This is a genomic window from Streptomyces sp. NPDC008238 (assembly GCF_042956445.1).
Lineage (GTDB): Bacteria > Actinomycetota > Actinomycetes > Streptomycetales > Streptomycetaceae > Actinacidiphila.
The window spans coordinates 43,341-59,166 of sequence record NZ_JBIBGK010000031.1 but is presented as its reverse complement, the minus strand read 5'-3'; the positions used below and the strand labels follow the sequence as shown (position 1 = coordinate 59,166).

At 74.3% G+C, this 15,826-nt stretch carries 17 protein-coding genes; 5 read left to right on the top strand and 12 right to left on the bottom strand.

Features of this window, described 5'->3' with window-relative positions; all coding sequences use genetic code 11:
- The first annotated feature begins 16 nt into the window (after positions 1 to 16).
- Positions 17 to 1,642: an FAD-binding oxidoreductase gene (locus ACFZAU_RS36345; protein ID WP_500555723.1), complete on the top strand. Its 1,626-nt coding sequence runs from the start codon at positions 17 to 19 to the stop codon at positions 1,640 to 1,642.
- A 286-nt stretch (positions 1,643 to 1,928) separates the two neighbouring features.
- Here ACFZAU_RS36345 and ACFZAU_RS36340 read toward each other — a convergent pair whose 3' ends face one another.
- Positions 1,929 to 2,159: a DUF397 domain-containing protein gene (locus ACFZAU_RS36340; protein ID WP_500555722.1), complete on the bottom strand. Its 231-nt coding sequence runs from the start codon at positions 2,157 to 2,159 to the stop codon at positions 1,929 to 1,931.
- Positions 2,160 to 2,331: 172 nt separating this feature from the next.
- Complete coding sequence (locus ACFZAU_RS36335; protein WP_500555721.1) at positions 2,332 to 3,600, bottom strand: MFS transporter; 1,269 nt, start codon at positions 3,598 to 3,600, stop codon at positions 2,332 to 2,334.
- A gap of 58 nt (positions 3,601 to 3,658) precedes the next feature.
- On the opposite strand from ACFZAU_RS36335, the gene ACFZAU_RS36330 reads away from it, so the two are divergent.
- Positions 3,659 to 4,642: a helix-turn-helix domain-containing protein gene (locus tag ACFZAU_RS36330; protein WP_500555720.1), complete on the top strand. Its 984-nt coding sequence runs from the start codon at positions 3,659 to 3,661 to the stop codon at positions 4,640 to 4,642.
- A 219-nt stretch (positions 4,643 to 4,861) separates the two neighbouring features.
- On the top strand, positions 4,862 to 5,962 hold the full coding sequence (locus tag ACFZAU_RS36325) for a PucR family transcriptional regulator (RefSeq protein ID WP_500555719.1): 1,101 nt from the start codon (positions 4,862 to 4,864) through the stop codon (positions 5,960 to 5,962).
- 352 nt (positions 5,963 to 6,314) lie between these two features.
- Here ACFZAU_RS36325 and ACFZAU_RS36320 read toward each other — a convergent pair whose 3' ends face one another.
- Positions 6,315 to 6,785, bottom strand: a complete 471-nt coding sequence (locus ACFZAU_RS36320) for a winged helix-turn-helix transcriptional regulator (protein WP_500555718.1) — start codon at positions 6,783 to 6,785, stop codon at positions 6,315 to 6,317.
- Positions 6,786 to 6,879: 94 nt separating this feature from the next.
- Here ACFZAU_RS36320 and ACFZAU_RS36315 point away from each other — a divergent pair, with 94 nt between their 5' ends.
- Entirely contained in the window at positions 6,880 to 7,374 is a 495-nt protein-coding gene (locus ACFZAU_RS36315) for a PaaI family thioesterase (RefSeq protein WP_500465326.1), read from the top strand.
- Between the two features lie 138 nt (positions 7,375 to 7,512).
- Here the strand turns inward: ACFZAU_RS36315 and ACFZAU_RS36310 are convergent, their stop codons facing one another.
- The 4 genes from ACFZAU_RS36310 to ACFZAU_RS36295 form a co-directional block, all read right to left on the bottom strand.
- Complete coding sequence (locus tag ACFZAU_RS36310) at positions 7,513 to 8,424, bottom strand: EamA family transporter (protein ID WP_500555717.1); 912 nt, start codon at positions 8,422 to 8,424, stop codon at positions 7,513 to 7,515.
- A 14-nt stretch (positions 8,425 to 8,438) separates the two neighbouring features.
- Positions 8,439 to 9,017 carry a GNAT family N-acetyltransferase gene (locus tag ACFZAU_RS36305; protein WP_500555716.1) on the bottom strand — a complete coding sequence of 193 codons (579 nt, stop codon included), beginning with the start codon at positions 9,015 to 9,017 and terminating at the stop codon, positions 8,439 to 8,441.
- Positions 9,018 to 9,350: 333 nt separating this feature from the next.
- Positions 9,351 to 10,274 carry an RNA polymerase sigma-70 factor gene (locus ACFZAU_RS36300; protein WP_500555715.1) on the bottom strand — a complete coding sequence of 308 codons (924 nt, stop codon included), beginning with the start codon at positions 10,272 to 10,274 and terminating at the stop codon, positions 9,351 to 9,353.
- A gap of 26 nt (positions 10,275 to 10,300) precedes the next feature.
- Positions 10,301 to 10,774, bottom strand: coding sequence for a carboxymuconolactone decarboxylase family protein (locus ACFZAU_RS36295; RefSeq protein ID WP_500555714.1), 474 nt, complete (start codon positions 10,772 to 10,774; stop codon positions 10,301 to 10,303).
- Positions 10,775 to 10,940: 166 nt separating this feature from the next.
- Between ACFZAU_RS36295 and ACFZAU_RS36290 the strand changes: the two genes are divergently transcribed.
- Entirely contained in the window at positions 10,941 to 11,597 is a 657-nt protein-coding gene (locus tag ACFZAU_RS36290; protein WP_500555713.1) for a DUF2238 domain-containing protein, read from the top strand.
- 31 nt (positions 11,598 to 11,628) lie between these two features.
- On the opposite strand, the gene ACFZAU_RS36285 is transcribed toward ACFZAU_RS36290, so the two are convergent.
- From ACFZAU_RS36285 to ACFZAU_RS36265, 5 genes are all read right to left on the bottom strand, one after another.
- Positions 11,629 to 12,345: an SDR family oxidoreductase gene (locus tag ACFZAU_RS36285; protein ID WP_500555712.1), complete on the bottom strand. Its 717-nt coding sequence runs from the start codon at positions 12,343 to 12,345 to the stop codon at positions 11,629 to 11,631.
- Positions 12,346 to 12,363: 18 nt separating this feature from the next.
- A complete protein-coding gene (locus ACFZAU_RS36280; protein ID WP_500555711.1) occupies positions 12,364 to 13,320 on the bottom strand; it encodes a DUF427 domain-containing protein in 957 nt (318 codons plus the stop codon).
- A 128-nt stretch (positions 13,321 to 13,448) separates the two neighbouring features.
- Positions 13,449 to 14,318, bottom strand: coding sequence for an alpha/beta fold hydrolase (locus ACFZAU_RS36275; protein WP_500555710.1), 870 nt, complete (start codon positions 14,316 to 14,318; stop codon positions 13,449 to 13,451).
- Between the two features lie 75 nt (positions 14,319 to 14,393).
- On the bottom strand, positions 14,394 to 15,299 hold the full coding sequence (locus ACFZAU_RS36270) for a LysR family transcriptional regulator (protein WP_500555709.1): 906 nt from the start codon (positions 15,297 to 15,299) through the stop codon (positions 14,394 to 14,396).
- A gap of 78 nt (positions 15,300 to 15,377) precedes the next feature.
- Entirely contained in the window at positions 15,378 to 15,812 is a 435-nt protein-coding gene (locus ACFZAU_RS36265) for a VOC family protein (RefSeq protein ID WP_500555708.1), read from the bottom strand.
- Positions 15,813 to 15,826 lie beyond the last annotated feature (14 nt).

The window sequence follows — 15,826 nt, the reverse complement described above, 5'->3', positions numbered from 1 at the left end:
GGAGGGCGGGACACGCATGCGACACGCGGGCACACGGTCGTGGTGGGGATGGGGCGCCGTCGAGCACGCGGTGCGGGGCGCCGAACGCGCCGCGCTGACCGACCGGGTGGCGGGACTGCTCCCGGACGCCGACCTGACCGTCCACCTCCCGCCGGACGTCGCGTCCCTCGGCCTGCCGCCCGTACGGGTCGCGCCGCCGCGGTCCCTGGCCCACCTCTGCTCCGCCACCCCGCACGACCGCGCCGCGCACACCCACGGCAAGGCCTTCCGGGACGTCGTCCGCAACCTCCACGGCGACCTGCGCCACGCCCCCGACCTGGTCGCCCGCCCCCGCACCGAGCGGGACGTCGTCGACCTCCTGGACTGGTGCACCCGCGAAGGGATCGCCGTCATCCCCTTCGGCGGCGGCAGTTCGGTCGTCGGCGGAGTGGAACCGCGCCTCGCCGACGGCCGTCCCGCGGTCACGCTCGACACGGGACACCTGGACCGCGTCCTGGAGGTCGATCCGGTGAGCCGCTCCGCCCGCATCCAGGCCGGAGTGCTCGGCCCGCACCTGGAGCGGCAACTGCGGCCCACCGGCCTGACGCTACGTCACTTCCCGCAGTCCTTCGAGTACTCCACGCTCGGCGGCTGGCTGGCCACCCGGGCGGGCGGCCACTACGCCACCCTCCGCACCCACATCGACGACCTGACGCAGGCCCTGCGCGTCGTGACGCCCTCCGGCACCAGCACGTCCAGGCGCGTGCCCGCCTCAGGCGCGGGACCGTCGCCCGACCGGATGTTCCTCGGCTCCGAGGGGACCCTCGGGGTCATCACCGAGGCCTGGATGCGGCTGCAGCGACGCCCCCGGCGGCGGGCGAACGCCTCCGTCCACTTCGCCGGCTTCTCGGGCGCGGTCGCCGCCACCCGCGCCCTGGCGCAGTCCGGGCTGCACCCGTCGAACTGCCGCCTGCTGGACCCCGCCGAGGCCCTCGTCAACGCGGGCGTCACCACCGGAGAAAGCGTCCTGATCCTCGCCTTCGAGTCCGCCGACCACCCGCTGGAACCCTGGATGGACCGGGCCCTGGAACTGTGCCGCGACCACGGCGGCCGGCTGCCCGAGCCGCCCCGCCACACCGACACGGGTGCGGACGGCGCCACCGACGCGGGCGGGGGAGCGGGCGCGGACCGCTCCTGGCGTTCGTCCTTCCTGCGCATGCCCTACCAGCGGGACGCCCTGGCCCAGCAGGCCCTGGTCGTCGAGACCTTCGAGACCGCCTGCACCTGGGACCGCTTCGAGGAGCTCCACGCGGCGGTCACCGCAACCGCGAACGAGGCGATCCGCACCGTCTGCGGGACGGGCGTCGTCACCTGCCGGTTCAGCCACGTCCACCCCGACGGGCCCGCACCCTACTTCGGGGTCTACGCCGCGGGCCGCTGGGGCAGCACGGTGGCCCAGTGGGACGACGTCAAGGCCGCGGTCTCCCAGGCCGTCGCCGACCACGGCGGCACGATCACCCACCACCACGCGGTCGGCCGCGACCACCGCCCCTGGTACGACACCCAGCGCCCGGACCCCTTCGCCGCCGCCCTCGCGGCCGCCAAGTCCGCCCTCGACCCGGCCGGCATCCTCAACCCGGGCGTCCTGCTGCCGGCCGGCTGAGCCGCGCCCCCGTCGCCCGGCTCACCGCGTGGGCTCCGCCACCGTGCCCGTACGGCCGCCGCTCGCCGACGCGGCGATGACGGGGAGGACGGCGAGGGAGAGGATCCCGCCTCGTCGACGGCGGCCGTGCGCGAACCCGAACCACGGGACGTCATCAGCAGGGCCGAGTTCGGCGCGGAACTGCTCGCACAGGCCCGGAAGCGGCCCGACGGCAGGTGGGCCAAGCCCCGCAAGCCGAGGAGGCCGTGAGGCCGGCCGGGACCCGGCGGGTTCCGCGGTCGGTGCGCTAGCCGAATTCGCCGTCGCGCACGCCCATTCGGAACGCCGCCCACTCCTGCGCGGTGAAGCGCAGCGCCGGCAGGTCCCTCCGGTTCGAGTCGCGGACCGCGACCGCTCCGCCGCCGAGGTCGGCGACCTCCACACACGTCTTGTCCCACCTGTTGCTGTGGCTGCTCGTGACCCAGTCCGCGCCGGACAGGTCCCTCGCGTACAGCTCGGCCTTGGCTGCGTCCATCATGGGAATCTCTCCTGTCGGTGTCGGATGGGCGGTCTCTCCTCAGCATCACTCCGATGGCCCCGACGCGCATGTCGCCTCCAGCCCGGCCGGCGCGACCCCGGCCGCTCCACGTGGCGACGCGGCGTCGATCGTGCGCCGAAACGGCAGCCCCATCGAGCCGAATGAGGTGCCGTCAGCTCTGCTGGGGGAGCTCGCGCGCCGCCGCGGTCCCGTCGGGGAGCGCGGCGGCGGGGCGGCCGTGGGGGAGGCGGCGTACGGCCGTGGAGGCGATCGGGGCCAGGGCCGCCGCGGCGTACACGACTCCGGCGGCCGCGGCCACCGGGTATCCCCCGACGCGGTCGGCGAGCGGGCCGACGCCGAGCTGGCCGAGGGGAATGGCGACGTAGGAGAGCAGGTCGTCGAAGGACGAGACGCGCGAGAGGGAGCCGGGCGGTACGTGCTCCTGGAGGGAGGTGTCCCAGCCGATGCCCGCGACCGACGAGCCCAGGCCGGCGGTGAAGGCGGCGGCGACCAGCCAGGGGGCGCCCAGGTGCGTGCCGAGCGCGAGCAGCGGCAGTGCGCCGAGCACCCCCGCCAGCACGCTCAGCCGCAGCAGATGACGGACCGTCAACCGGTACATCAGCGCGCTCATCACCAGCAGTCCGGCACCGCGCGCGCTGAGCACGAGGCCCCACGCGGCCTCACCCGCGAGCTGCCGGGTCAGCACCGGGCCCAGGATCTGCCAGCTGCCGACCTGCACCAGGTTGACCACGCAGAAGCACAGCGACACCGTCCACACCCAGCGGATCCGGCGGTACGCGGCCCAGCCCTCGCCGATGTCCGCGAGCAGCCCCGGGCGGCGACGCGACGTCGTCGCCGCGGCGGCGGTGAGGGAGGGCAGGCGGGTGAGACAGACGGCGGCGATCAGATAGGTCAGCGCGTCGAAGGCGATGGCCGGTCCGCCGCCGACGGACGCCGCCAGGACCCCCGACAGGCTGGGGCCTAGGATCTTCGTGGCGTTGCGCACCGTACCCAGCAGCGCGTTCGCCTGCCGGATCCGGTCCCCGGGGACGAGTTCGGGCACGATGCCGCGCAGCGCCGGCGTGGTGAACGCGGCGAGCACACCGTTGAGGAACCCCAGCGCGGCCACCGGCCACAGGGCGTACCGCCCGGTCAGCAGGAGCGCGGCGACGGCGCCCTGGGTGGCGGCCGAACCGAGGTGCGCCGCGACCAGCACCGTCCGGCGCGGCAGACGGTCGGCAGTGGCGCCCCCGACGAGCAGGAACAGCAGCAGCGGCACCATGTACGCGGTGAGGACGACACCGAGGTCGCCCAGGCCGTCCGCGGCGTCGAGGACCGCGAACGCCAAAGCCACCGGGGCCATCGCGGTGCCCAGCAGGGACACGGTCTGGGCGGTCAGGAACCAGCGGAAGCCGTGGTGCGGCGGAAGGGGCGGGAGCACGCGCGGAGTCTGCTGGAGGCGCCGCGCGGGGCACTATCGTTTCGGCGGGAGGCGAAAGATGACCTTGTTGCGGCTGAGCCCGCTGGCCCTGTCGCGGTCCCGGTTCGCCCTGTCGCCGCTGGCCGAGACCCTCGCGTCGCTGCACGTCCTGGCCGCCGGCCACTGCGACCCGTGGCTGGCCTCCTGGCACGACCGCCACCACGCGGCGTTCCTGGCCGCCCTCGACGCCGACCCCTTCGCGAAGGGCCTGGTGCGGCTGCTGACCTCCAGCACGTGGATGCCGGCGCACGTCGTCCTGCCGCCGGGCGGCGGCATGCGGACCGCGATCGACGGCGAACTGGCCGCCGTGGCGCGGGTGCCCGACGCGCGCGTGCGCGCCGAACTGGAGGAGTCGGTGGCGCAGAGCTGGAAGGAGCACGACCTCCGCTGGCTGACGGGACGCGACTGGGCCGCCAGGACCGCCGAGGTGTTCCGCCGCACGTGGACCGCGCACGTCGCACCCGACTGGCCGCGCCGCCGGGCGCTGCTGGAGCGGGACGTCACCCACCGGGCGGGGCTGCTCGCCGCGTACGGCTGGCCCCGCGCCCTGGAGCACATGAGCCGGCACAGCGCCTGGGTCGGCGCGGACGCGATCCGCTTCAGCCACCGGGGCTCCCCGGACCGGGTCGTCGGCGACGAGGGGATGCTGTTCGTGCCGGTCGCCGCCATCTCCCGGGGCACCTGGCTGTGCGAGGCGCCGCCGGCGTCGTATGCGCTCGTCTACCCCGCGCGCGGCACCGCCGGGGCGGAACGGCGCCCCGAACCCCGGCGGGCCCTGGGGCGGCTGATCGGGACCGGCCGGGCGGCGATCCTCCTCGAACTGGAGCGTCCCGCGACCCCCAGCGAACTCGCCGCCCACCTCGGGGTGTCGCTCGGCACCGTCGGCGGTCACCTGGCGGTGCTGCGGGACGCCGGACTGGTCACCGGCACGCGTGTCGACCGCCGTGTCGTCTACCGGCGGACCGCCTCCGGCGACCTGCTCGCCGCGGGCACGGACCGCTGAACGCGGCACTCCCCAGGCCACGGGGGGAGACCTGGGGAGTGTGCGGAGATCATCGTCCTTCGAACGGCCGTACGTCAAGTCGGCATCGTGCGCGTGCCGTTGAGGGGGTTCCGGTACCTCGTCCGCCGAGGGGGCGGTGATCACCGAACCGGGCAGGATTGATACGGTCCAGGTTGCCGGGGGACGGCAACGACGTGTGCCTGGAGGGGAGACGGGGCCATGGGGCGCGTACCGCGGGAGGACCTGGAGGCGTACGCGCGCATGCTGGGCGAGGTCTCGGGCACGGGCCGGCGACTGCGGCGGGACGAACTGGCCGCGCTCCGCGGGTCCGGTGAGCGCGCCGGCGGCGGGGGGTACGGGCTGCGCGACATCCTCGGCGCCTACCTGGCGGCGACCCGTGACGCGTGGGCCACGCTGCCGGGCCTCGCGGCCGCCGGCACCGCCAGGGAGGCGCAGCGGGCCGGAGAGGCGGTGCTGACCGCACTCGACGCCGCGGTGGCCGCGCTCGGCGAGGGCCACGAGAGTGCCCAGCGGTTCCTGGCCGGCCAGGAGGAGGCGGCCCGCGGGGAGTTCGTCGACGACCTGCTGTACGGACGCAGCGACCCGGGACGGCTCGCCGAGCGCGCCCAGCGCTTCGGACTGCGGCTGGGGCGGGGACACGCGGTGGCGGTGGCACGCGGCGTGGAGGCGTACGAGGACAGCCAGCCGGTGGTGCGGCGCATCGAGCGGGAACTGGTGGGTCGCTTCGGGCACCGCGAGGTCCTGGTGGCGAGCAAGGACGGCCGGCTGGTCTGCATCGCCCCCGGCGGCGAGCGCGCCGTCTTCAACGCGTTCGCCGACACCGCGCTGCGCCCCGGCCCCGGTCACGGCGCGGCCCGCCGTGTGGCGGTCGGCCGTACCCACTCCGGCACCAGCGGCATCGTGCGCAGCTACGAGGAGGCCCTCGGGGCACTGGACGTCGCCGACCGGCTGCGCCTGCATCCCCCCGTGCTGCGCGCCGAGGAACTGCTGGTCTTCCCCGTGCTGATGCGGGACCGGGCCGCGATGGCCGACCTCGTCCGCACCGTCCTCGGTCCGCTGGAGCAGGCTCGGGGCGGGGCCGGACCGCTGCTGGAGACCATCACCGCGCACGCCGAGGCCGGGCACGTCAACGCCGAGGCCGCGCGCCGGCTCGGCCTCGGGGTCCGGACGTTCACCTACCGCCTGGAACGGATCAAGGTGCTGACCGGCTACGACCCCGGCGAGCCGCTGCACCGGTACACCCTGGAGACCGCGGCCATGGGCGCGCGGCTGCTCGGCTGGCCCGACCAGCCGCTGTAGTTCCGCACGCGGCGCCGTCAACGAGGCGTCAAGACTGCCGGGATCCGGCAATGTGCACCGGGTGCCTCCCCTGTCACCATCGTCACGGCACCGACAACGGAGCCGATGCGCGCGGAGCGGGCAGGGCAGGGCCTTTCGGCCTGGTCCGGTCCGGCTCCGCGCTCGTGGGGCCACTGAGGACCGGGGGGAGCGTCCTGACCGGTGGCTTGGACGTCGACGCCCTCGACGGGAGACGCGGGGGGTACGGGGGAGAGGGTGTCGGCGCCCACCACGGCGGCCGCGGGAAGCGGGACTTCCGCGAAGGACCGCCGTCGTCCGCGCGCCGTCGCGTGCGTGCCGCCCGGTCGGGCGGTCAGCCGGCGGCCGTCCGGGCGGAGGCACCGGGCCGGGTGTAGGCCTGCCGGGGGGCGAGTGCGTCGTGGCCCCCGGCGCAGACCACGACGGCCCCGACGGGCTCGTCGCAGTCGCGGTGGCGGACCTCCAGGGGCGGGCCCTCGGGGTCGGCGGTGTAGCGGTCGCCCCACTGCTTGAGGGCGATCATCGCGGGCCACAGGTCCCAGCCCTTGGGCGTGAGCCGGTACTCGTTGCGGGTGCGGCTGCCCGGTTCGCGGTACGGCACGGTGTCCAGGATCCCCGCGGCGACCAGCTTGCGCAGCCGGTCCGCCAGCACCGCTTCGGAGAGCCCCATGTGGCGCCGGAAGTCGTCGAAGCGGCGGACGCCGTTCATGGCGTCGCGCAGCACCAGCAGCGACCACTTCTCGCCGACGAGGTCGAGGGTGCGCTGCACCGTGCAGTTGTCGGTACTGGTGTCCAGCCAGGTCATGCGGTCATCGTAGGCTGGCTTCGGCATTGACATCCAGAGGTGCGACTGGCTAACTTCGAACGCCGAAGTCAGTTGGTCAGGGAGGGAACGCCCGATGGCGAGGTCACGCACGTTCGAGTGGGGGGACCCGAAGGTCTCCGCGGCCGCGGTCGGCCGCACCAGCGGCCTGGAGTTCCTGCGCGACGTGCTCGCCGGACGGCTGCCCGCTCCCCCCATCGCCTCGACCCTCGGGTTCACCCTGGAGGAGGTCGAGGCCGGCCGCGCGGTCTTCGCCATGGAACCGGGGGAGGAGCACTACAACCCCATCGGCAGCGTCCACGGCGGTGTCTACGCCACCCTCCTCGACTCCGCCGCCGGCTGCGCGGTGCAGTCCGTCCTCCCGGAGGGCATGGGCTACACCTCGCTCGACCTGAACCTGAAGTTCCTGCGCCCGGTCACCGTCGACACCGGCAAGGTCCGTGCCGTCGGCACCGTCCTCAACCAGGGCCGCCGCACCGCCCTCGCCCAGGCGGAGCTGTTCGACGCCGGCGACCGCCTGCTCGCGCACGCCACGAGCAGCTGCATGCTCTTCCCCGTCCCCACGGGCTGAAGGGAGGGTGGCCCGGGCCGTGCGGCCCGGGCCACCGCTCCTCGACGCGGTCCGCAGTAGCGCGGTCGCCGCCGTGTCGTCCGGGGCCGGACGGGTGGTCACGCGTCCGGTCGGGCGGTCACGCGTCCGGGCCGGTGGTCACGCGTCCGGGCCGGTGCCGCGGGCCGCGCCCGCCGACGCGGCCACGACGCACAGCACCGCGATCCACTGCGACAGGTGCAGCGACTCCCGGAGCACGACGAGGCCGATGAGGGCCGCCATCGCCGGTTCGAGGCTCATCAGGATGCCGAACACGCGCGGGGGGATCCTGCGCAGCGCCTCCAGGTCCAGCGAGTACGGGATCACCGAGGAGAGCAGGGCCACGCCGAGCCCCGCCAGGAGCACCCACGGCTGGAGCAGCGACGTCCCGCCGTCGGCCACGCCGAACGGCACGGTGACCAGCGCGGCGACGGCCATGCCCAGGGCCAGACCGTTGCCCTCCGTGGTGTGACGGCCGAGCGCGGCACCGACCAGGATGTACAGGCCCCAGCACGTGCCCGCCGCGAGGGCCAACAGAAGCCCCACGAGGTCGAGTTCGCCGCGTCCCTCCGTCAGCAGGAGCACACCGCACGCGGCGAGCACGGTCCAGAAGGCGTCCAGCCACCGCCGCGACCCGGCCAGGGCCACCGCCAGCGGCCCCAGGAACTCGACGGTCACCGCGATCCCCAGCGGGATGCGGGCCAGCGACAGGTAGAAGCACAGGTTCATCGTGCCGAGGACCACGCCGTAGCCCAGCACCACCGTCCACGCGCGACGGCTCATGCGCGGCGACGGGCGCCAGAACAGCGTCAGCACCGCCGCCGCGAAGAAGAGCCGCAGCGCGACCGTCCCGAAGCTGCCCACCTCGGTGAACAGGTTCTTGGCCAGGGCCGAGCCCAACTGGACGCTGACGATGCCGAGCAGCACCAGCGCCGTCGGCGGGATCGCGCCGTAGGGGCGACCGGCCCGCGCGGTCGGCGAGCGACGGACGTACGGGCCGCGTTCGGTGCCGTCGACGTTCAAGGTGGCCACGCGTGGATTGTCGGCTACCGTGCGCCGGGCGTCACGTGGTTTTCCGGCGCCGCCGCGTCGCGCAGACCGACCGCGTCGTGACGCCAGAACGCGTCCGCGTAGACGAAGGTGCCGGTCATCCAGGGCTCGTACGCGGGGAGCGGCAACGCCTGGAAGGCGGCGTCGGGGATGCGCAGCGACGGCTTGCGGAAGCCGAGTTCCCTGCCGGGCACGAAGCCGAGGCGCGTGTAGTACGCGGGATCGCCCTCGACGAACACCAGTGGGACCGCCCGCTCGGTGAGGATCCGCAGAACGTGCCGGACCAGCGCGGTGCCGACGCCGCTCCGCTGGTGCCGGGGCGCGACGGCCAGCGGGCTCAGCACCCGCACGTCGACCAGCCGGCGCGGGGCGTCGAGCAGGGCGCGGGTGAACATGACGTGCCCGACGACCCGGCCGTCGAGCTCGGCCACCAGCGAGACCCCGCCGGCCGGAGTGACGTCACCGCGCAGGGTGTCCACCAGGTCTGCCACGACCCGTCCGTGGCCGCCGAACGCCCGCAGGTGGACGTTCCGCACGGACGCGTGGTCGCCGGGGAGCTCTTCGCGAAGTTCCATGGCCGGGAGGGTAGGTTCCCCTCCCGGCGGCCGCACACGCTTTTGGCGGGGGAGGGGTTGTCGTGGGGTCGAGCCCGTCGATCCTCACCGGCAGGCGCGACATCGTGGTCTCGCGCCCGCAGGCCGGCGGGGTGCTCGGGATCGTCACGGAACCGGGCGCCCGGCTCGGCGCGGTCGTCCTCGACCCGGGCGGCGGCGGTGCCGTGCGCCGGGCCGAGGAGTACGCACACCTTCCGGCGGGCATGCGGGACGGCGCCGTCGCCGTCGGGATGACGGGTGAGGCCCTGGGGGCCGCCCTCCACCGGGCCGCGCCGGCGATGGCGTGCCGGCGCGTCAACTGCCCTCCCTCCGTGCCCGCTGCACCTCCCGGTGCAGGGCCCAGGCGTCGGCGACCGGCCCGAGGTGGCCGAGCTTGCCGGGGTTGAGCACCGTGCGGACGGCCTGGATCCGCCCGTCGAGCACGTCGAGGGCGAGGGTGTGCAGGACCCTGCCGTCCCGGTCGCGGAAGACCGCCCCGGGCTGGCCGTTGACCTCGTGCGGCTCGAACGTCACGCCGATCCGGAGCAGCAGGGGGAAGACCGTGCCCAGCAGCCGGGCCACGTTCTCCGCGCCCGCGACGGCCCGCGCCAGCTGGGGCGCCCGGCCGCCGCCGTCCCCCACGAGCTGCACGTCGGCCGCGAGCAGCTCACGCAGCGCGTCGACGTCCCCGTCCTTCAACGCGTCGAAGAACCGCCGCGCCAGCTCCTCCCGCGCCTCGCGGTCCGCCGCGAACCGCGGCCGCCCTGCCGCCATGTGCCGGCGCGCCCGGACCACGAGCTGACGGCACGCCGCCTCCGAACGCCCCACCGCCCCGGCGACCTCGTCGAAGCCGAAGCCGAACACCTCCCGCAGCACGAACACCGACCGCTCGAGCGGGCTGAGCCGCTCCAGCAGCAGGAGCGCCGCCATAGACACCGAGTCGGCGAGCTCCGCGGACCTGGCCGGATCCTGGTACGGATCACTCAGCAGCGGTTCCGGGAACCAGGGCCCGACGTACTCCTCCCGCCGCACCCGCGCGGAACGCAGCACGTCGATCGAGAGCCGCGTCACCGCCGCCGAAAGGAACGCCTTCGTCGACACGGGCCGGGTGGACGAGGCGTCGAAGCGCAGCCACGTCTCCTGCACCGCGTCCTCCGCCTCGCCCACGCTGCCCAGGATCCGGTAGGCGATCGAGAACAGCAGCGGCCGCAGCTCCTCGAAGTCCTCCACCTTGGTCACGCCGGATTCCCTTCCCCCGGTCCCGGTCAGTGGAACCGGCCGGGCACGTAGTCGCCCGCCGGCTGCCGGGAGATGACGTTCAGCCGGTTCACCGCGTTCATGAAGGAGACCAGGACGACCAGGGCCGTGAGTTGCTCCCGGTCGAAGTGCCCGGCGGCGCGCGCCCACACCTCGTCGCCGACACCGGTGCCCGCGTCCGCGACCCGGGTGCCCGCCTCCGCCAGTTCCAGCGCGGCACGCTCGCCCTCGGTGAAGACCGTGGCCTCCCGCCACGCCGCGACCAGGTGCAGCCGTACCGGTGTCTCGCCCGCGGCGGCGGCCTCCTTGGTGTGCATGTCGACGCAGGCCGCGCAGCCGTTGATCTGGCTGACCCGCAGCGCCACCAGTTCCTGCGTCGCGGCGGGCAGCGACGACTCCTTGAACCACGTGCCCACCGCCATGAAGTGCTTGAGGGCCCTGCTCGCCGCCGGGTCGGCGAAGTAGTCCAGTCGCGCGTCCATGGTGTGCTCCTCCTGTGTCCCGCGTGCACGTCCGTGGTCGTCCACGGCCTCACCCCCTGGGACGAGGCGGCCCGCGCCCCAGTGACACGGCACGGTGTGAGCTGCGTCTCCCAAGTGAGTAGCCGTACTCATGCGTTCGTGTGCCGGGTCCCACGACCCTTGGGGCATGACAGACCTCACCGTCCCCGTCCGGCGCGCCGGACTGCCGATGGCTGCCGCCGCCGTCGCGCTCACCGCCCTGGTGGTGTCCGGGATCCAGCCCCGGGACCGCGGCACATGGGTGCTGGAGACCTTCTGGATCGTCATCGGGCTGCCGCTCGCGGTGGGGCTGCGCCGCCGGTTCCCGATGACCGGGCTGCTGTGCGCGCTGCTCGCCCTGCACGCCGTGGTCCTGTCGGTGGGCGGTCACTACACCTACGCCCAGGTCCCGTTCGGGGACTGGTTGCGCGACACCCTGGACCTGTCGCGCAACCCGTACGACCGGATCGGCCACCTCATGCAGGGTTTCGTGCCCGCCGTGCTGGTGCGCGAGGTGCTCGTCCGCACCTCCCCGCTGCGCGGCAGCCGGTGGCTGGCGCCGCTGACCGTGTGCGCGTGCATGGCGTTCAGCGCGTTCTTCGAACTGCTGGAGTGGTGGGCGGCGTTGATCGGCGGGGACGCCGCGGACGCCTTCCTCGCCACGCAGGGGGACGTCTGGGACACCCAGTGGGACATGTTCTGCGCCCTGGTGGGCGCCGTGCTGTCGCTGCTCCTGCTCAGCCGGGCGCACGACCGCCGACTGGACGCCCTCGCGCCGCGCATGACCGGGTCGCGGACCGGGTGAGGGCGGGCGGCCGGCGTGCGACCGCGAGGCCTCACACCAGCGGCTGGCCGCCGTCGACCGCGAGGCACACCCCGGTCATGAACGTGTTGGTCATCGCGAACACCACGGCCTGGGCGACGTCCTGCGGCGTGCCGATCCGCCGTGCGGGGTTGCTCCCGGACAGGCGGGCGAAGAGTTCGGACTTGCCCGCGTCGCCCAGCCCGTCCCACGCGCCGGTGTCGATGGTGCCGGGGGACACGGCGTTCACGCGGATCGGGGCGAGTTCGACGGCCAGTGACCGGGTGACGGTGTTCACCGAGCCGTTCGTCGCGGCGACGGCGAGGAACCCCGGGTCGGGTTCGAGGGCCGCGACGCCCGAGAACAGCACGAAGGAACCGTCCTGCGGCATGCGCGGGGCGAAGTGCTTGGCCAGCATGATCGGCCCGACCACCTTGGTGCGGAAGGACAGGACGATCGCCTCGGGCGTCAGCTCGGACACCCTGCCGCGGGCCCGGGCGGACGCCGTGGAGACGACGTGGTCCACGCTGCCGAGGTCCTCGGCGAGCGTCGCGATCGACTCCTCGTCGGTGAGGTCGACCTGCCGTACGGCGACGTCCGTGCCCCCGTAGGCCTCTTCGAGGCCGCTTGGCGACCGTCCGGCGGCGACGACCCGGGCGCCCTCGGCGCGTGCCGCCTCGGCGACCGCCCGGGCGATGCCGCTGCCGCGGCCCACCACCAGGACCGTCCGGTCCCGCAGGGAAGCTGACATGGGGGCTCTCCCTCGATCTCATCGTGTACGTGTATCGCGCGTGGGTGTGCGGGCGGGACGGCCCTGGTGACGGTGGACCTGGTGGCCCCGCACCTCGTCCGTGCCCAGGCCCCGGTCCACGCCGTGCGGGAGGACCTGCTGGCCCGGTTCCGCCTCCAGCCGCTTGCCGTCGAGGGTGACCTCGACCCTGTCCGGCTCGAAGGACACCAGGCCGTCGATGCGGCCGACCTCCGGGTAGGCGTCGCGATACGACCACGCGGCCTTCCGGACGCCGCCGATGTCGTAGTACTCGGCGATGCCCTTGTACGGGCAGAAGGTCCGGTCCTCGGCGGGCGTCAGCGCCGACGCGTCGACGTCCGCGCGCGGCACGTACCAGCGGGGCGCGAAGCCCGACTCGTACAGCACCACGGGGTGCTCGGAGCGGGCCACGACGTGGCCCTCGGAGCGGACCTCCAGCGTGCGCGAGGTGGTGCGGATGTCGATGCGGTGGTAGGCGTCGGCGGCGTGGCCGAGGATCCGGTCGTCCTCCTCGTAGAAGGCGTCCATCGCCCGCCAGGCGAAGGCGATCCGACCCCTGAGCTCGGACGCGTGCTCCGGGAGCGCGACCAGTTCCCAGGCGGCGCGCTCGGTCGTGCGGCCGCCGGCCCGTACCGCGAACCAGGCCGTGGCCCCCAGGTCCTTGTGCCGGGTGACGTGCTCGCCCGCGACCAGCGCCTCCGGCAGGACGTCGGAGCGCGGGAAGTAGGCGACCGGGTAGCGGCCGGGTTCGTGGAGGAGCACCACGTCCTCGCTGTCGGCGATCCACTCGCCGGCGAACCTGACCCTCATGCGCCGGCGCAGGCGCTCGGCGAAGAGCAGCCGCTCGGGGAGCGGACCGGGCACCAGGAAGCGCCCGATCCGGGTGGTGGAGAGCGGCCCCTGCTGCCAGGACAGTCCCATGGCTCGTCCTTCCTCGTGGGTCGTCGCGATGGTCACTTCGACGCTAGGTCCGCCGCGTGCCCGGAACAAGCGATCAAGGATTCGTCTTTCGGAGGCGACCACGTCGGAAATCGACGGGCCGGTCTCCGCGGTCCCCGGGCCGTGGCCCCGCGGGCCCCCGCGGCTCAGGTCAGGACCCGGCCCAGGAAGTCCCGGATGTGCCCGGCGACGGTCTCCAGGTGGCTCTCCAGCGCGAAGTGCCCGGTCTCCAGCAGGTGGACCTCGGCGTCCGGCAGGTCCTTCCGGAAGGCACGGGCGCCGTCGGGCCCGAAGATCTCGTCGCGCTCGCCCCAGACCGCCAGCAGCGGGACCTGCGAGTCCCGGAAGTACGCGTGGACCGCCGGGTACGCGTCGACGTTGCGCGGGTAGTCGCGGAACAGGCTGAGCTGGACCTCGTCGTTGCCGGGCCGGTCCAGGAGCGCCTGGTCGTGGACCCAGTTGTCGGGGCTGACCAGGCTGGGATCGTCCACCCCGTTCAGGTACTGCCAGCGCGTGACCTCGAGGGTGAGCGCGCCGCGCACGGCCGCCTCGGTCCCCGGGTTCGGGTCCTCGGCGTAGGCGAACAGCCCGTCCCAGAAGGGCCTGGCGAAGCCCTCCGTGTACGCGTTGCCGCTCTGGCTGACGATCGCGGTGACCCGTCGCGGGTCCGCCAGCGCGAGCCGCCATCCGATGGGGGCTCCGTAGTCCTGCACGTACACGGCGAAGCGGTCCACGCCGAGCTGTTCGAGCAGGCCGGAGGTGACCTCGGTGAGGGCGTCGAAGGTGTACGGGAAGTCCGTCACCGCCGGCATGGCCGACTGGCCGAAGCCGATGTGGTCGGGGGCGATCACGCGGTAGCGGTCGGCGAGGGCGGGGATCAGGTTCCGGAACATGTGCGAGCTCGTCGGGAACCCGTGGAGCAGCACCAGCACGGGGGCCGATGGGTCGCCGGCCTCCCGGTGGAAGACCTCCAGGCCATCGACGGTGACGGTGCGGTAGTGGACGGTGCCGGTCATATCGGGCCTCCTCGGGCGCTGTGGTCGGTTGTGTTCCTGTGCGGGGCGGGCACCTCGGCGGCCGGGCCGCGGCGGCTACGCGGCCGGGAGCGCGGCCGCGGTGTCCACGTTCGGCAGCCCCCGGCGGCGCAGGTCGGCGACGAACCGCCGTACGAGGGCGTCCGAGGGCGTCAGCGTGAGCGCCACGATGTCGCGGTGCACACGGGGCTCCAGCCGCCGGACGACCGCGGCGGGGCGCCCGGCCAGTGCCGACACCGGCACCAGGCTCACCCCCATGCCCGCGCCCGCGAGCTGGGCGGCGGTGCGCGGGCTGCGGGTGCGCAGCACGGGGCTCAGGGTCACCTGGTGGGAGGCGGCGAACCGGTCCACCCAGACGGCCATGCCGTTGCCGGGGTCGTAGTGCACGAACGGCTCGCCGGCGAGCTCCCCGGGCCCGACCGAGGCGCGGGAGGCGAACGGGTGGGCGGGCGAGGTGACCACCACCATCTCCTCCCGGCCCAGCACCTCGGTGTGGGCGGTGGTCGTGGTGGGTTCCGGTCCCACGACCAGGTCGGTGGCGCCGTTCGCCAGGTGCTCCACCATGCGGTCGGCACTGGTGAACTCCGCCAGCTCCAGCCGCACCCCGGGCCGGTGCGCGCGCCAGCGCCGCAGTACCGGCACGAGCAGCCACGCGGTCATGGTCTCCGCGCAGGCGATCCGCAGCCGCCCGCCGTCGCCCATCCCGACCTGCCGTCCGATCCGGACGGCCCGGGCCGCGGCGTCCAGCGCGATCCGGGCCTCCTCGGCCGCGGCGCGCCCGGCCGCCGTCACCCGCACGCCGCGGGCCAGCCGCTCGACGACGGGGGTGCCGAGCTCCCGCTCCAGCGCCGCGATCTGGTGGGAGAGCGCCGGCTGCGACATGTGCAGCGAGGCCGCGGCCCGGGTGACCGAACCCTCGTCGACCAGGGCCACCAGGCACTCCAGTGCCCGCAGTGTCGCCATATGTAAAATCTATCCGAACTGTTCGAAACGTACACGAACCGAAAACGGCCCCGGCGGGACGACGTGCTCCCCGCGGGCTCAGGCCGCCCCGCGGAAACCGCGCTCCTGCACCACCCAGGTGTTGCCGTCCGGGTCGGCGAAGGTGACGGAGCTGGCGTAGTCGCGGCGCTCCGGGTCCACCCCGGGCCGGAACCCGCCCCGCCAGTCCTCGACGGGCCATTTGTGCCGCGGCTCCCCGACGGCGACACCTCGTTGGGTCAGTTCGCGGCGGGCCCGCTCGACATCGTCGACGACGAGGTGCAGGCCGTGCAGCGACCCGGGCAGCGCATCGGTCAGACCGACGCCGATCTGCACCGAACACGCCGAACCCGGCGGCGTCAGCTGCACGACGCGGAATCCGTCGGCGGGCGCGTAGTCGACGTCGAGGGAGAAGCCGGCGCGCTCCGTGTAGAACGCCGCCGACCGGTCGACGTCGGTCACCGGGACGATGACGACCTCGAGGCTGTAGTCCATCACTCCATCCTTGG

Coding starts and splice junctions, on each gene's coding strand:
- ACFZAU_RS36285 (WP_500555712.1), bottom strand. CDS start 12,345: ATGTCAGCTTCCCTGCGGGACCGGACGGTCCTGGTGGTGGGCCGCGGC.
- ACFZAU_RS36305 (WP_500555716.1), bottom strand. CDS start 9,017: ATGGAACTTCGCGAAGAGCTCCCCGGCGACCACGCGTCCGTGCGGAAC.
- ACFZAU_RS36275 (WP_500555710.1), bottom strand. CDS start 14,318: ATGACCGGCACCGTCCACTACCGCACCGTCACCGTCGATGGCCTGGAG.
- ACFZAU_RS36340 (WP_500555722.1), bottom strand. CDS start 2,159: ATGATGGACGCAGCCAAGGCCGAGCTGTACGCGAGGGACCTGTCCGGC.
- ACFZAU_RS36290 (WP_500555713.1), top strand. CDS start 10,941: ATGACAGACCTCACCGTCCCCGTCCGGCGCGCCGGACTGCCGATGGCT.
- ACFZAU_RS36270 (WP_500555709.1), bottom strand. CDS start 15,299: ATGGCGACACTGCGGGCACTGGAGTGCCTGGTGGCCCTGGTCGACGAG.
- ACFZAU_RS36345 (WP_500555723.1), top strand. CDS start 17: ATGCGACACGCGGGCACACGGTCGTGGTGGGGATGGGGCGCCGTCGAG.
- ACFZAU_RS36315 (WP_500465326.1), top strand. CDS start 6,880: ATGGCGAGGTCACGCACGTTCGAGTGGGGGGACCCGAAGGTCTCCGCG.
- ACFZAU_RS36325 (WP_500555719.1), top strand. CDS start 4,862: ATGGGGCGCGTACCGCGGGAGGACCTGGAGGCGTACGCGCGCATGCTG.
- ACFZAU_RS36265 (WP_500555708.1), bottom strand. CDS start 15,812: ATGGACTACAGCCTCGAGGTCGTCATCGTCCCGGTGACCGACGTCGAC.
- ACFZAU_RS36320 (WP_500555718.1), bottom strand. CDS start 6,785: ATGACCTGGCTGGACACCAGTACCGACAACTGCACGGTGCAGCGCACC.
- ACFZAU_RS36295 (WP_500555714.1), bottom strand. CDS start 10,774: ATGGACGCGCGACTGGACTACTTCGCCGACCCGGCGGCGAGCAGGGCC.
- ACFZAU_RS36330 (WP_500555720.1), top strand. CDS start 3,659: ATGACCTTGTTGCGGCTGAGCCCGCTGGCCCTGTCGCGGTCCCGGTTC.